A 14,753-nucleotide genomic window follows, 5' to 3' on the forward strand; every position below is an offset into this window, starting at 1 on the left:
GGCGGTTCAGTACCCCTGGAACTCAATGTCTACACAAGTGATGGCAATCTGTACCGGCAGTTAAGGAACTTTTAAGAGGATATCTATACCTAAATTATGCAATTTTTTTGCAGTTCAAACTTTGAGATTGCTTCGCTCCACTTTGCTTAAGCTCGCAATGACAGGGGCGAGATTGTCATTGCGAGGGCAGCGTAGCTGCCCGTGGCAATCTCACCCATTGGGAGAAAATCGCTGGCTCAAAATGTACTTTTATTTCAATATGTTTAATGTAAAACTCAATTAAAAGACGTTTAATTTAGGTTTAAAAAATTTATAACACATAAAAACCAAAAATTAAATGGGTTCAAGAAGTGGGCTATGAAGAATAAAAATCTTGTTCTTGGCATTGGTAATCCTTTACTAACTGATGACCGGGCCGGTATTGAGGTGGTAGAAGAAATTGTGCGTGAAGGATTGCCTGTAGATACAGAGATACTATATACCGTTGGTTTTGAAGTTATTGACAAGGTTTTGGGATATGAAAGTGTCATCGTTGTTGATGCATCCAAGCTGGGGCATTCGCCGGGAACTATTGTCCAGGCAAGTCTTGACGACATTTTCAACACGCACGCACTAGTTAACTCTCACGCCATAACCCTGGGAACAACTTTAAAAACAGGCTATATACTCTTTCCTGATGAAATGCCTTCCAATTTACGTATAATTCTAATTGAAGTCGATGATATAGACCATTTTTCAGATCAGTGCACGCCAAAAGTAAAATCCTCTGTGCATAAAGTAGTAAAAATTATTAAAGATCATTTTGCTGCCTGTTAGATACTTATATATGTTTCAAAAGTATTGAATGTTGAATTGTTGCAAATGGATAATTTTGAAAAAAATTACTTACTTAGGCTCTAAAATTTGATCTTTTACGTTAAATGTTTGACGCATCTGAACCATAATAACTTTTGGTTAGAAATTTATTCTTTACTGTCTCGTTCTATTTATAGGAGGATAAAATGAAACATTCAATAGGCATAATTATGTGTACTTGTGGTTCAACACTTGAGGATAAAATTGATTTTACATACATTGAGCAACATATAAACGAATTACAGTCTGTTGTAGCTGTAAGGAAAACAGATAAGTTATGTAAAAATCCAGAAAAAATACTGGATGATTTCAAGGGAAAAGTAGACAGAATACTTTTTGCTTGTTGTTCAGAGAGATCTTCTATGACATTTAGTGAAGACAGGATTGCTAAATTGCTCGGTCATATTGGGTTAGACAGTGCAATGTATGAAACAGCCAATATAAGAGAACAATGCGCCTGGATTCATGAAGATAAAGAAAAAACAACAGCGAAAGCAATGGATTTAATTTTAATGGCCTATGAAAAATTAAGGACTAACAGCAAGGCCTATAAATTTAATAAAATAAAACAAAATGCTCTGGTTATTGGCGGAGGAGTTACAGGACTTAGTTCTGCCTTGAGCCTCGCTGAACTGGGGGTCGATGTCACTCTCCTTGAAGAGAAACCAAACTTAGGCGGTCATGCATGCCAGATTCCTTTTTTATGGCAAAGTGAAAGCTATCCCTCTTTTTGCACGAGTGAGTGTGTCTTGCCTGTTATAAACAGGGATGTTGTGTTTAATGATGGAATTAAAATCATGACAAATTCTGAAGTCATTGATGCCGAAAAGGATGATGGTAACTTCCGTGTAAAAATAGAGAAAAAGGCTGAACTTGTTGATCCTGCTCTTTGTGTTTCGTGTGGTAAATGTGCCGAAGTATGTCCTGTTGAGATTCCCAATAAATTTGAGTTGGATATGAAAAAAAGAAAGGCCATAGGCAAAGATTTCCCCCTTGCCATGCCCGATAGCTATCATATCATAACCTCGGCCTGCACTATGTGCGGTGAATGCGTTAATATCTGTCCTACAAAGGCGATAGATCTAAATGCAAAATCAGAGGTTACAGAACAGTCTTTTGGTGCTGTAGTGCTTGCCACGGGATTTAATACTCATGATATGAGTCAGTTTGAAAAACTGAATTATAAGCGCCCCAATGTAGTTACTTTGATGGAATTTGAGAGGCTAATGGCCAACCGTTTTAATGGCAAGCCACCAATGAGCATAGTTTTTGTTTTATGCCAAAAAGATGAAGTCGGCTATTGTTCCAGACTGTGTTGCTCAATTACCGCAAAACATGCATTCAGGCTTTCACAATTTTTTATGGGGACTGAAGTAACTGTGCTTTATAAAAACTTACGCACAGTAGGCAAGGCCCCGGAGTTTTTCAGAAGAGCATCTGAAGAACGAGGAGTCGAGTTTATTCAGGCTGAAGTGGAAAAGATTGAAGGGGATGATTGGTTAAATGTTATAACGGATAAAGGTGAGTTTGAGGCTGATCTGGTTGTTCTTGCCGAACCGCTTGTCCCATCATCACTAAGGCTGATGAAAATGTTTGGCCTGCAGACGGATGAAATTGGATTTCCACTGGAATTTCAGCCAAAAGTAGTAAGACCGTTAGAGAGTTACGTAGAAAGGGTTTTCGTGGCAGGAACGGCCAAGGGATTTAAAGATGTTCAGGAAAGTATCGAGTCCGGTAGCGCAGCTGCCCTGAAAGCTTTCCAGGCGCTCAAGGGTAAAGAACAAAAGTATGTCTCAAAAACGATAGAAGACAAGTGTTCAAGATGCGGCTTGTGTGTCCCGGTTTGCCCGCACAGTGCCATAAGTATAAAAGGTCAAATTGCTGAGACACCCACTGGTGAGTCACAAGGCCCGAAAGACCAGCTCCCTGCTGCCACGTCTGTTATGATTGATCCGGCTTTTTGTAAGGGATGTGGTTTATGTTATACCACTTGTCCTTCAAAGGCGATACAGTTTGTGAATCTGGAAGATTACCAGATATTAAGGATAGTTGATACTGCTTTTAAACATGCGCCAAAAGGAGAGCCGCGGATTCTGGCATTTTTGTGTTACTGGTGTTCCTATGGCGCCGGTGATTTAATGGGGGTTAAAGGCCTTAAGCTCCCCGAAAGCTTCAGGAGCATAAGGATCAGGTGTTCTGCCTCATTGGATCCGGGAGTGATCACGGAAATTTTGTTTAAAAGTAAGGCAGATGCAGTTATTATTGCAGGCTGCCCGCCAAAGAACTGCCACCATATATGGGGTAACTATATCCAGGATAAGAGGATAAAGTTACTCAAAAGTGCCTTGAAAGATGCCGGTGTTGATGCGGATAAAGTAAGATGGGAGTACATAGGCGTTACAGGGTGGGGCATTCTAGGAAAGATTTTGAAATATATGGATAAAGAGGTCCGGAAGTTGAAAAGTTGAGACAATGGAAAGATGGGAAGTTGAGAAGATACTATTACTTTTCAACTTCCCATCTTCTCAGCCTCCTATCTTCCTAACTTTCTATTTTTCTATCTTCTAAGTGTTGCAACCAGCCGCAAGGGGTGAATCAAAAGATCTAATCCATCCAGGATATTTCTCACGACTACTTGTGCAGCCATGATAGCCTGAATAGCCGCGCCTTCTTCTTGAAGAACAGCAATACTCAGTCCTGCCTGTTCAAGCATCAGACTGTCATTCACTCCATTGCCCATGCATACACATTTCTTCTCGCCAAGGTTTTGAATATAGTTCAGCTTGCCTTTGTCCTGTGCCGATGACTCCAGGACGTGGATCGTGTAATCCTTGCCAGTTAATTGTTTATGGACATTGCCATGTGTGTCAGCGGTAAGAATATGTACACGAAGGGTTCTTGTAAGCTTTTCCAGTCTTTCAAAAACTCCTGGGATAATCAGTCCGTCCAAGGCAAGAGTACCGTTGAAATCCAGAATCAGATGTTCCAGGAGCAATTTTTTTTGGCCGGGAATGTTTAATTCAAGCATAAAAAGCTCTTCGAAGTTTAAAAAACTTCACACCCACATTTCTTGTCAATAGTGTTAATAGGGATAAAACCGTATTCTTCAATGCTCTTTGCCCCTTCCGGCGATAATATATAATCGATAAAAGCTTTGACCAGTTTGCCAGGCTCACCTTTAGTGTTCATATACAATTTGCGCACAACCCTGTACAAGCCGATTTGGGCATTTTTTCGTGAAGGATAAATGCCGTCGATTTCAACCGGAGCAATAGACTGGTCAATATTTCCAATGCTCAAGTAGCCAATGGAGTTTTCATCCCTGGAAATGGCTGCCTTCATGGCCTCGTTAGAAGATACAATTTTAGCGCTATCAGAGATAGAACCCTTTTTAAGGAGTTTTTTCCAGAAAACAGCCCTGGTGCCGCTGGCCTCGTCCAGGGAATAGAGATGGATGGGACTATTTTTTCCACCTACAGCACTCCAACTCCTGATTTTCCCCGCATAAATCTCCTGGACTTGTTTGGCGCTAAGATTTTTCACAGGATTTGATGGATGTACGGCAACAGCCACTCCGTCAATGGCGAAGGCATAAGATTTTAAGCCATATTTGGCTCGTTCTTCGGCACTAAGAGGCCTGTCCGTATTGGCAATATCCACCAAACCTTCACCCACTTTTTGCATACCGACTCCTGAGCCTCCACCGACAATTGTAATTCGAATATCGGGGTTATACATCATTATTCTTTTAGCAGCCTCTTTCATTACCGGGATGTGGACTGTGCATCCAGCAATATCAATTTTCCCCTTAAGACCTGCAAAAGCAGCCAGGTATTTGTCTTCGGCCAAAACATTGTGCGAACTTAAACTAAGTCCCAGAAGCATTGCCAGGACAAAATAAACTAGACTTTTTCGCATGACTCCTCCCCGATGTTAACTCCCCATAAGGCCGCGCCAAGTGCCCCGATCAGATCTGGTTCCCGGGGCACTATGGGACGAAATTTTAATTCTTCTTCCAGCAGATGCACTACACAGGGATTATGGGCAACTCCACCGGCAAAGACCAGAGGAGGAGTCAAGCCCACTCTTTTTAACATATTCACAGATCTTTTTACTATGGAGTGATGTAATCCCAGGGCAATGTTTTCAGGTTGTTCTCCTTTGGCCATGAGAGAGGTGGCTTCTGTTTCCGCAAATACCGTACACATGCTGTTGATGGTCAGGGGTTTGTTGCCTTTCAGGGCATAATCTCCGAACTCATGGACAGGAATTTGAAATACATTTGCTGTAAATTCTAAAAATTTGCCTGTGCCCGCTGCACAACGGTCATTCATTTCAAACTTGAGCACCTTTCCATTGGAAGACAAAGATATGGCTTTGGTATCCTGGCCGCCAATATCAAGGATCGTTCTGGCCTGGGGATAAAGTTTATAGACTCCCTGGGCATAGGCCTTGATTTCAGTGATGGTAAATACCGGGACCCCCAGGTCCATTTTTTCCACCAGGCCTCGACCATAGCCCGTGGCCACAGCCATTTGGAAATCAAGGCCCGTAAATAGTTTTTTTAGTTGATTTACAGGATCAAAGGTGGTGGGAAGTTTGCGTTTAAAAAGCACTTCTTCCCCCTTTAATATAACCACCTCCATGGATCTGGAGCCTATATCAATGCCGGCGATCTTCATTTTGCTTGCCATAACTATAAGAGCCTGTCGCCAAACCCTATTTTAATCATTGATTGAAAGTCTTGGTTTCTGAAATGCATTACAAACGGCTTGGGTAACCCATCTTAGGGAAGCTTGCGGAAAAACAGAGCATCGGGAGGAACGGGGTAAATATTTTACGAGATTGACCATAACTATCGATAATAAAAAGAACATTTGTTTAACCAAAGTATCCCATTATGCTCTGTCCGCAAGCAAGTTTTAGATGGGTCCAAGTCTTTGTACCAGCATGAAAGAAATCAAGACTAGAATAAACCATGGAAATTAAGTTGACAAAAAGGTTCGGCCACGGCTCATAACTTCTTTGTTGTTCCAATTATGGAGTCACCATCTCCACAAAGGCTTCCACTCTGGTTTTTAGCTGCTCTACATCTTCCATGCTGTAGTCGGTTTCAATGGCCAGCATAGGGATACCATTTTCCTGCAAGGCCTTTTCGATTTTTATGCTTTCATGCGCATAGGGCTGGCAGAAAAGGAGGTTGTAGTGGATAACTCCATCTACTTTGAGTTCTTTGGCCAGAGAAATAATGTTGTCCAAGCGTTCCTGGTTAGGAGTAAAACAAGCGCAGTCAATTTTTAGATATCTGTCCACAATGGCTTCAATCATCTCCTCCACGCTCTCACCGGATTCATCCACGAGATCTCTGGTATTTCTGGTGCCAATACATGATTCCTCGCCCACGACCACAGCTCCGGAACCTTCTATGATGTAGGGCAATTTCCAGTTAGGCACGGCCATGGGACAACCTGAAAGAAGCAGGCGAGGGGTGTTTTCCGGAACCACGCCCTGACTGGCCTTGATTTTTTCTTCCAATTCATCGCAGAGTTCGTTGATTTTTTGGGTAAATCGGACCGGGTCGTCATAAAAACTGATTTGATTGATGAGAAGGACGTCCCGACCAGAAATGGGAGTGGGTATAACTGCCCGAAGTTTATTCAAGCGCTGCAGTACCCGCCTCTTGTCATTGACTGTTTTTATGGCCTTTTTCAGCTTTTCAGCAGTAATCTTGTTTCCTGTAAGCTCTTCCAGTTTGTCTTTGTAGCGCAATATTTCTGTTTTCCATAGTTCGCGGTCACTGGCATTTTTCTGCTGAGGAACCTCCATAACATACATGGGCACATATTGGCCAAAGGTCTCGTAGGCCTTTTTTTTGCCATCGCAGGTGGTTTCGCCTACAACCAGGTCGCAAGATTCGGTAAATGGGCATAACCTGGCCAACTTGAAGCCAATAAAAGACTTGATCAGGGCACAGGTGTTTCTGGGAACAATCTTTTCCGCTTCTTCCTTGCCTGCCTCAGCCCCTGCACACAGGCCTACCTGAATGGCATTAGCCGCGAGGGTTAGTTCTTCCGGGACAAAAATACAGAAAGTGCCAACAACTTTTTGGCCTTTTTCTTTGGCCTCCTGGAGTTCTTTTATGCGTAGGCCATGCACTTCAGAAAGAACAAAATCTAAATATTCCATGCCTTTGAGCCTGTTTTGTTGAGAGAGGTAAATGTCGCCGTAAAACTTCCCCAAGACTTCCAGCAGGGCATCATGGGCATCTAGGTCGAGATTGAGTTTCTCCCACATCTTCGTGTATTCATTGCTCATAGTCTTCCTCCTTAAGGAGTTTAAACAGATTAAGGTAATCTTTTAACTACCTAACTCAACTCTGAGTTAATTTGCGAGCGCATTTTCTTCAATGCTAACAAAGACTTGGACACATCTAAGACTTGCTTGCGGGCTGTGCATAATGGGGTTAGTCAATAGAATATTACTTCATTCCTTTCTGTTGTTATGATGGGTTTCGAAAGTTCGATGGAACAACCTCCCTATGCACAGCACTTCCGCAATCTTCGCCAAGATGTGTTACCCAACCCGTTTGTAATGCATTTCAGAAAATGCACTCTTCAATTGTGCGGTAATTTTAGGATGTTAATCATGTCAGAAAGTTGAGTACCTAAAATAAAATGGACCTTATGCTCACTGAATGGCTTTTTTCAAATAGAAAAAAGTAATACTTTTTTAGATTTTGAATAGAAAATTTCTAGAGTTGTTTTGTAGGGGGGAAAATAATTTTTTAGTTGAAGGTATGGAAATCAGGATTTTCAATATGGTAGTCAAAATGGGGTTTGGCCAGAGATTCTTAACAGGTGAAAGAGGGCGCATGCGCTATACACTGTTTTTTGAGAAGCCTTAATTTTGGCATTCCATCTGCTGATTGTTTTTTCCCTTCACCTACTCACCCACTCTCCTACTCAACCACTCAACCCAAGTGCAGCTATTGGATGCACCCCCAAGCGTGCGTCTGCGGTTAAAAATAAAAGAAGGGTTCAAGTAATCAACCCTTACCCCGTACCCCTTAATCCCTACCCCTTAAATACCCCTTAAATTAAACAGGTGCAGATACTGGATACGCCCGGTAATGAACTTCATGTTCGTCCTATTACCCAGGCTTAAAGCATCTGTGCCCCTGCATAGGCCGCTATTCCGACTAAAACGCTGATACCGGGATTTTTCCAGGCAAAATGAGATCCTAATACCGCAAGCAAAGCCAACCCCACACGAAAACCATCATGAAACGAGACATTAACTGTTAGCGGTGTGATGGAAATTACAAAAAGCGCAGCAATCAGGGAAGGGCCAATATATTCGAGCAACTGCTGGATTATTTTGCGTGGGTTCTGAAGCGCCTGCTGTCTTTTTAGCGTCAGTACAAGGGGTATTAGACGGGTGAGATATGTGCCCACGGCTAGAAAGAATACAGCAATTAAGATTTTTTCCATAATTTACTTCCTGATAGTCCTGCTAAAGGTCCGACAACAGCGGCAGCAATTATCCCGTAAGCTGACAGGCCGGCCAGATTGAAGGCCAAGGTTGTCAGTACCACGGCCACTATAGGGATTAGAGTATGTTTCTTCAGCATAGGCAGTAGAAGGCCGAAGAAGAGGGCCGCCGGTGCAAAGTTCAGGGCAGGAGCGAGCAGGGGAGAAAGATCAAGCAAGGCAGCACTGCCCACGCTACCGATCCATGTGCCTATAACCCACGATGAATATGCCCCTGTCTGTATGCCCAATAGCCACCAGGTGCGCGAGTCCGGTTGGATCTGGCGCAGGCGTACCAGCGCGGTGGCAAAGACTTCATCGGTCAGGCCAAAAGAAATGAGTGGAATTTTTTGTCGGCCAGTGCCCTTGAGCAAGGGCGCAATGGCTGGGCCGTAAAGGACATGGCGCAGGTTGAGGCCAAGGGAAATAAGGACGGTGGTCATTAAGGAAGCTCCTCCCTTGATGAGCTCTACCAGAGCAAATTGGCTACCGCCCGCAAAGACCAGTATGGAAACCAGTAGGCTCAAGCTGGCATCTAACTCAGCTCCCCGCGCTGATACTCCGAAAGCAACCGCAACCGGCAGGTAGCCAAGGACAATGGGAACACTATCCCAGAGTCCATGCATATATGCTGTTTTAGATGTCATAATGGCCTTGCTCATCTGACTGTATCCGGGGGGTAAGTTACAACCAGCACCGCCGAGGCCGGCTTGGTTAACGCTACATAGATATGGGGACAGTCGGCATTGAAGGTATATGTTTCGCCAGCGCTGACCTTCTTCGGGGCATTAGTTGGACCGGTTAAGATATATCCCTTTAACACAGTGATTTGTTCAACAACACCGGAAGAATGTGGCTCTGCCTCCCGGCAACCATGAGGCTCCAGAGTCATGTGATAGGCATCGATAGGAGGCGGGCCGTCAGAATGTTCAATTAAACGAACACTAACACCACATTCGCTTATAGTGCTCGGTTTGCCTTCGCCAAAGTTAACAACAAGTTTACCGAATGGGACTTCCAATGCGTCGGCCAGCATCCAGAGGGTAGATATTGTTGGGTTGCCTTCGCCATCTTCGAGGACAGAGAGAGTTGCCTTGGATATACCGGCACGTTTTGCAAGGCTGCTGAGGGATAATCTGCGTTTGTTGCGCAGGTATTTCAGCCGCTTGCCAATAATCTGTCGGATATTACGAGTCTTATCCATTATATCTACCTCTGTTTTGTATAATGTAGAATATGTTCGATATAAAGAACAAAGCTGCGGTTGTCAATTCCGTTAAACTGTTTGGTCAATCTTTGACAACGTATTTATGAAATTGTATTTTTTAGAAAAAGATGTCGTTTATTCGTTGGGGTATTGTGAATTCCTGAACAAAAAAAGCTCGATAGCTCTTGAATATTACCATCAAAGAGCTTGTGGTCGAACCTTTTTATCAACTTAATTTCTTATGGTTTATTCTAGTCTTGGTTTCTTTCATGCTGGTACAAAGTCTTGGACCCATCTAAAACTTGCTTGCGGGCAGAACATAATGGGATTATTTTGGGTAAGCGAATAGTCTTTTAAATACTAAGTTGAGCGATTTTCACTCAATGGGTGAGATTGCCACGGACAGCTTCGCTGCCCTCGCAATGACGATCTCGCTCCTGTCATTGCGAGTGGAACAAAGTGTAGCGAAGCAATCTCAAAGTTTGAACTGCAAAAAAAATCGCTCAATTTAAACTATAGATAGTTATGGTCAATGTCGCAAAATATTTAGCCCATTCATCCCGATGCTCTGCTTATCCACAAGCTTCGTTAAGATTGGGTTACCCAAGCCGTTTGTAATGCTTTCAAGAAACCAGGATTTTCAATTTGGTGGTCAAAATGAGGTTTGGCCACAGACTCCAAAGACTTTGCGAACGGGTGCTATCCGATAGCTGCACTTGCTATATATGAAAACTTATATTTTAACCGCAGACGCACGCAAACCTTTTAATGGGTAAGAGTAAAGGGATAGGGGCTAAGGGAAATGTATTGAAAAGATTTGAGGGTATGGCAAAAAGCGCATGAGCTGGGTTTAATCTAAAGCCAGATCAAAAAACTTTGCGTCTTTGCGGCTTGACGCGAGGTAATGTTTTTTAACATATTGAAAGTATAGCACAATTAGATGAGATAACCCTGTTTAATGCACGTGGGCCTCTTGAAGAGTCTTATAAAGAAGTAAACAAGGTTTTAAGTAGGATTTTGACAACTCTAAAAGAGAAAATCAAATGACTTTCCCCCTGCCCCTTACCACTTAATCCTTACCCCTCAATATTACCCCTTAAATTAGCCTTTTTCCCGACAGGTGCAGATACCGGATACGCCCTTTGTGGTTTCTCTCTAAACGTTTTCTTGTGAGAATAATTTTTTCCCTGGCTCGAATTTTCGAGGGTTTAAAAATCGCAGGTGAAATTTGATTATTAGATCTAAAAAAACAGTAGGAGAGAATCTAATGCGAGCAGCAGCTTATTATCTGATTTCGTTCTTCATGTTGATAATTTATATATCTCAAGTTTCTCACCAAATAAGCGCAAGCAATATTCATTGTTTAATAATTTCATTACTGATAATATTTGGATTGGGACTATTTGCCAGGCATTATCTGATAGAATTTGTAGTTAATAAAGCTGAATACTCTGTTCAAGTACTAAGACAGTTTATTACAGAATTAGCTGTTTTTGTAGTTATGGCTATTGTGTTTATGATTTATGCAAGTCCATTTTTATCATTTTCATGTGAGATGAAGCTTGCTCCGGCATTTATAATTATGGGTCTGTTTACGGCGGTAGAATTTTCTTTAAAAAGAGAAAGGCAGTTAATAAGATATTGCGTGCGAACAAAAAAACATATTGATATTCATGGTAAATATTTGCCTGTACCAATAAAGCTTATGATAATATCAATTATATGTATTGCGTCTGTCACATTTGTTATGACAACGGTTGTAAGTAAAGATATTAAATGGTTAATTACTCTGCAAAAAAGTGGTTTATACTTGGATCAGCATATTATAGTCATCCTTAAAATGTCAATTGTTGCTTTTATTTTTCTTGCTTTAATTATTAATCTTATTCATTCCTATGCTAAAAATTTAAGAATGCTTTTAAATAATCAAAACAACGCATTAAAATCATTGTATTCAGGAAATATGAGCGTTGAGGTGCCAGTCTGCACTAATGATGAATTCGGATCGATGGCTTATTATACAAACAAAATGATTAGAAAGTTACGTCAATATACCAGTGAGCTAAAAGCTTCCAAGAAGGTAACAATCCTATGTTTATCATCTTTAGCAGAAAGTAGAGACAACGAAACAGGTGCCCATATCCTTCGTACAAAGTTTTATGTTTTGGCACTGGCGAGAAAGTTAAAGAATCATCCTCGGTTTTCTGCTTTTCTTGATGATGAAACCATAAATTTACTGGGTAATTGTTCACAATTGCATGATATTGGAAAAGTGGGAATTCCTGACTCTATCTTGCTAAAGCCAGGAAAATTAACGCCAGAGGAATTTGAAATCATGAAACGACACACTATCATCGGGCGAGATGCCTTTTTAGCTGCAAAAAAAAGGCTGGGGTCAGAAACAACCCCGTTTTTAGAACTTGCTCAGGAAATAGTTTATACGCATCATGAAAAGTGGGACGGGACAGGATATCCACAAGGCCTTAAAGGTGAAGAAATACCCATTTCAGGAAGAATAATGGCCCTGGCAGATGTATATGATGCCCTGATTAGCAAAAGAGTCTATAAAGAAGCTTTTAGCCACGAAAAAGCAAAGGAAATAATTATTTCTGAACGAGGTAAACACTTTGATCCGGATATTGTAGATGCATTTCTAGCTGTTGAAGAGAAATTTAAAAGGATTGCTCATGTATATATAGATTCGGGTGCATCCGACGGCTGCACTTTGGTTGAGCAGGTGAGTAGGTGAGTGGACAATCTTTCATAATTTTTTCAATCCTGGTTTCTTTCATGCTGGTGCAAATGCCTGGACCCATCTAAGGCTTGCTTGCGGGCAGAACATAATGGGATGTTTTGGGTAAGCGAATAGTCTTTTAATTATACTAAGTTGAGCGATTTTCACTCAATGGGTGAGATTGCCACGGACAGCTTCGCTGCCCTCGCAATGACGATCTCGCTCCTGTCATTGCGAGTGGAACAAAGTGTAGCGAAGCAATCTCAAAGTTTGAACTGCAAAAAAAATCGCTCAATTTAAACTATAGATAGTTATGGTCAATGTCGCAAAATATTTAGCCCATTCACCCCGATGCTCTGCTTATCCGCAAGCTTCGCCAAGATGGTTTACCCAGCCCTTTGCAATGCTTTCAAGAAACCAGGATTTTCAATTTGGTGGTCAAAATGAGGTTTGGCCACAGACTCGAATGAGATGCATTTGGCCGCGTTGATTTAACCGGCACTTAGCTTAGGCGTGAGGTTTTACAGGAAAAGGTGATTGTCTGTAGGATACTAAAACCACCTGACGGAGTGAGGAGAGAAAGATATCCATACCTTTCTCCCGGGATAAAGTGAGGTCTGGCGAACCTGTTCCTGTGAAAGTCTGGCAGTGAAAGAGAGTTCGTCTAGAATAAGGGTGGCCAGTATGTCCCCAGTGCTTTTTTCCAGGCTTAACCGACCCAATGTGCAGGCCAGAACATTGTTTTCTGGATCTGCCTCTGGTCTGTCCCAAATGAGAGTCACGGCGTCAGGGTCAATAATCGCCACGTCCTTTTCCTTGGAAGAGGGAGGCGAGACAATACATTTTTGTCCGTTCTGAAGCCGTTTTTCCCAGAATCCGCTGGATGACCGAATCCACGGGCCAAAGATCACGTTGCCGACGCCAGAACTGATGATATGGCCTTTGAAGAGGTGCAAGACGGTATCGCAGGTTTCATGCAGCCATGACCAGTCATGGCTGGCTATTACCAGGGTCGTTCCCCATTCCTGGCGTGCCCGCAGGGAAGCTTCCTGAATACGATGCGCACTGGCCACATCCACGCTTGCTGTGGGTTCGTCCAGGAGCAACACCTTCGGTTTTAAAACCAGCCGACTTGCTAAAGCCACACGTTGGGCTTCTCCACCTGAAAGGGCGTACCAGGGACGGTTGACAAAGTCTTCCGGTGACAATCCCACCCACGAGAGAGCTTCGTATATACGCTTTCGCTGATTTTTCTTTTCCCCTCTCAGGTTTAGTCCGTAGCAGAGATTTTCATAGACAGAGCGTTTCAAAAGATAAGGTTTCTGCGTTAGTAAAGTCACCTGGAAACGAGCAGGATTAGAAAAAGGTTCCGCGATTTGGCCCTCAAAAAAAATCTTTCCTTGAGTTGGTTTTTCAACCAGAGCCAGCAGCCTCAAAAACGTGCTTTTGCCGCTGCCGTTCGGCCCTACCAGTCCTACAATGCTGCCTCGCTGGATGGATAACTCTTCAATTTGAAGGGCTGGTTTGCCCTCGTAGTAGTGGTGTAGTTTTTTTATTTCGTAAAGAGTCTGGGTCGGTTTCATGTTCTTTTTCGCAAAAATATAAGAACGGAATTGACGAGAAATGCTATCAGGACGAGAACAAGCCCAAGGGCGATGCCCATGGCAAATTCTCCTTTCCCCGTTTCCAGAGCTATAGCGGTAGTGATGGTTCGGGTATTCCATTTGATGTTGCCACCCACCATCATTGAGATGCCCACTTCAGTCATCACGCGGCCATAAGCCGTGACCGCAGCCGCCAGGACGCCGTAACGTGCTTCCCATAGGCTGGTAAGAAACAACTGGCGCCTGTTGGCTCCCAGGGTCATCAAGGTTACACGCAACTGGCTGTCCAGACTTTCCACTGCAGTAGCCGTCAGAGCAATGACAATGGGTAAAGCCAGGATGGTCTGGCCGATGGCGATGCCGGGCAGGGTAAAAAGAAGCTCCCAGTCCCCCAGGGGGCCACGGTGAGACAAGAAAGCATAAACCAGAAGGCCAATCAAAACAGTTGGGAAGGCCAAAAGTGTATTAACCACCGACAACGCCAGTTTTTTACCCGGAAAATCTGTGTATCCCAGCAAAAAACCGGGAACTATTCCCAGTGCCAGACTGGCGCACATAGAGTAACTGGAAACTCGAAGGGTGGCAATGACGGCAGAATAGGTTTCCTCATGGCCGGTTATGAGTAATTGAAAAGCTTTAATCAAGCCTTCTAAAATGTAATCCATAAATTTTTTCTGAAAAGAAAATTATGTCTTATAAACTCAACTTTCTCGTATGTTTACATCACCTGTTTTCAAATTTAAGAGATAAAGAAATAAGAATTTAGGCGTGACAGACCGTTCAACTTTCTGGTGCATCAAGACACCGTAACTCAGCTTTTGGTC

At 42.8% G+C, this 14,753-nt stretch carries 12 protein-coding genes; 3 read left to right on the plus strand and 9 right to left on the minus strand.

Going from position 1 to position 14,753, the window contains the following annotated elements; genetic code table 11:
- The first annotated feature begins 357 nt into the window (after positions 1–357).
- The gene (locus KFV02_RS10845) at positions 358–816 is read left to right on the plus strand and encodes a hydrogenase maturation protease (protein WP_252381576.1); all 459 of its coding nucleotides are present in this window, start codon (positions 358–360) and stop codon (positions 814–816) included.
- 185 nt (positions 817–1,001) lie between these two features.
- The gene (locus KFV02_RS10850) at positions 1,002–3,323 is read left to right on the plus strand and encodes an FAD-dependent oxidoreductase (protein ID WP_252381577.1); all 2,322 of its coding nucleotides are present in this window, start codon (positions 1,002–1,004) and stop codon (positions 3,321–3,323) included.
- An 89-nt stretch (positions 3,324–3,412) separates the two neighbouring features.
- Here KFV02_RS10850 and KFV02_RS10855 read toward each other — a convergent pair whose 3' ends face one another.
- The 7 genes from KFV02_RS10855 to KFV02_RS10885 form a co-directional block, all read right to left on the minus strand.
- A complete protein-coding gene (locus KFV02_RS10855) occupies positions 3,413–3,883 on the minus strand; it encodes an HAD family hydrolase (protein ID WP_252381578.1) in 471 nt (156 codons plus the stop codon).
- Between the two features lie 17 nt (positions 3,884–3,900).
- The gene (locus KFV02_RS10860) at positions 3,901–4,773 is read right to left on the minus strand and encodes a phosphate ABC transporter substrate-binding protein (RefSeq protein ID WP_252381579.1); all 873 of its coding nucleotides are present in this window, start codon (positions 4,771–4,773) and stop codon (positions 3,901–3,903) included.
- The gene (locus KFV02_RS10865; protein ID WP_252381580.1) at positions 4,758–5,537 is read right to left on the minus strand and encodes an acyl-CoA dehydratase activase; all 780 of its coding nucleotides are present in this window, start codon (positions 5,535–5,537) and stop codon (positions 4,758–4,760) included. The genes KFV02_RS10860 and KFV02_RS10865 overlap by 16 nt, the downstream gene beginning before the upstream one ends.
- A 355-nt stretch (positions 5,538–5,892) precedes the next feature.
- Positions 5,893–7,170, minus strand: a complete 1,278-nt coding sequence (locus tag KFV02_RS10870) for a double-cubane-cluster-containing anaerobic reductase (protein WP_252381581.1) — start codon at positions 7,168–7,170, stop codon at positions 5,893–5,895.
- A gap of 845 nt (positions 7,171–8,015) precedes the next feature.
- Positions 8,016–8,345: an AzlD domain-containing protein gene (locus KFV02_RS10875; RefSeq protein ID WP_252381582.1), complete on the minus strand. Its 330-nt coding sequence runs from the start codon at positions 8,343–8,345 to the stop codon at positions 8,016–8,018.
- Entirely contained in the window at positions 8,330–9,046 is a 717-nt protein-coding gene (locus KFV02_RS10880; protein ID WP_252381583.1) for an AzlC family ABC transporter permease, read from the minus strand. The genes KFV02_RS10875 and KFV02_RS10880 overlap by 16 nt, the downstream gene beginning before the upstream one ends.
- Positions 9,043–9,588 carry a helix-turn-helix domain-containing protein gene (locus KFV02_RS10885; protein WP_252381584.1) on the minus strand — a complete coding sequence of 182 codons (546 nt, stop codon included), beginning with the start codon at positions 9,586–9,588 and terminating at the stop codon, positions 9,043–9,045. The genes KFV02_RS10880 and KFV02_RS10885 overlap by 4 nt, the downstream gene beginning before the upstream one ends.
- Before the next feature lie 1,270 nt (positions 9,589–10,858).
- Here KFV02_RS10885 and KFV02_RS10890 point away from each other — a divergent pair.
- Complete coding sequence (locus KFV02_RS10890) at positions 10,859–12,340, plus strand: HD domain-containing phosphohydrolase (RefSeq protein WP_252381585.1); 1,482 nt, start codon at positions 10,859–10,861, stop codon at positions 12,338–12,340.
- 536 nt (positions 12,341–12,876) lie between these two features.
- On the opposite strand, the gene KFV02_RS11540 is transcribed toward KFV02_RS10890, so the two are convergent.
- On the minus strand, positions 12,877–13,908 hold the full coding sequence (locus KFV02_RS11540) for an energy-coupling factor ABC transporter ATP-binding protein (protein ID WP_353617347.1): 1,032 nt from the start codon (positions 13,906–13,908) through the stop codon (positions 12,877–12,879).
- Complete coding sequence (locus KFV02_RS10900) at positions 13,905–14,594, minus strand: ABC transporter permease (RefSeq protein ID WP_252381586.1); 690 nt, start codon at positions 14,592–14,594, stop codon at positions 13,905–13,907. The genes KFV02_RS11540 and KFV02_RS10900 overlap by 4 nt, the downstream gene beginning before the upstream one ends.
- Positions 14,595–14,753: the final 159 nt, after the last annotated feature.

Origin of the sequence: Desulfovulcanus ferrireducens (assembly GCF_018704065.1) — a bacterium.
GTDB classification, from domain to species: Bacteria; Desulfobacterota; Desulfovibrionia; order Desulfovibrionales; family Desulfonatronovibrionaceae; genus Desulfovulcanus; species Desulfovulcanus ferrireducens.

What these genes read in the sequence shown, in the direction of transcription:
- KFV02_RS10855 (WP_252381578.1), bottom strand. Translation starts at nt 3,883, where the DNA reads ATGCTTGAATTAAACATTCCCGGCCAAAAAAAATTGCTCCTGGAACAT.
- KFV02_RS10900 (WP_252381586.1), bottom strand. Translation starts at nt 14,594, where the DNA reads ATGGATTACATTTTAGAAGGCTTGATTAAAGCTTTTCAATTACTCATA.
- KFV02_RS10880 (WP_252381583.1), bottom strand. Translation starts at nt 9,046, where the DNA reads ATGAGCAAGGCCATTATGACATCTAAAACAGCATATATGCATGGACTC.
- KFV02_RS11540 (WP_353617347.1), bottom strand. Translation starts at nt 13,908, where the DNA reads ATGAAACCGACCCAGACTCTTTACGAAATAAAAAAACTACACCACTAC.
- KFV02_RS10845 (WP_252381576.1), top strand. Translation starts at nt 358, where the DNA reads ATGAAGAATAAAAATCTTGTTCTTGGCATTGGTAATCCTTTACTAACT.
- KFV02_RS10885 (WP_252381584.1), bottom strand. Translation starts at nt 9,588, where the DNA reads ATGGATAAGACTCGTAATATCCGACAGATTATTGGCAAGCGGCTGAAA.
- KFV02_RS10860 (WP_252381579.1), bottom strand. Translation starts at nt 4,773, where the DNA reads ATGCGAAAAAGTCTAGTTTATTTTGTCCTGGCAATGCTTCTGGGACTT.
- KFV02_RS10890 (WP_252381585.1), top strand. Translation starts at nt 10,859, where the DNA reads ATGCGAGCAGCAGCTTATTATCTGATTTCGTTCTTCATGTTGATAATT.
- KFV02_RS10875 (WP_252381582.1), bottom strand. Translation starts at nt 8,345, where the DNA reads ATGGAAAAAATCTTAATTGCTGTATTCTTTCTAGCCGTGGGCACATAT.
- KFV02_RS10850 (WP_252381577.1), top strand. Translation starts at nt 1,002, where the DNA reads ATGAAACATTCAATAGGCATAATTATGTGTACTTGTGGTTCAACACTT.
- KFV02_RS10865 (WP_252381580.1), bottom strand. Translation starts at nt 5,537, where the DNA reads ATGAAGATCGCCGGCATTGATATAGGCTCCAGATCCATGGAGGTGGTT.
- KFV02_RS10870 (WP_252381581.1), bottom strand. Translation starts at nt 7,170, where the DNA reads ATGAGCAATGAATACACGAAGATGTGGGAGAAACTCAATCTCGACCTA.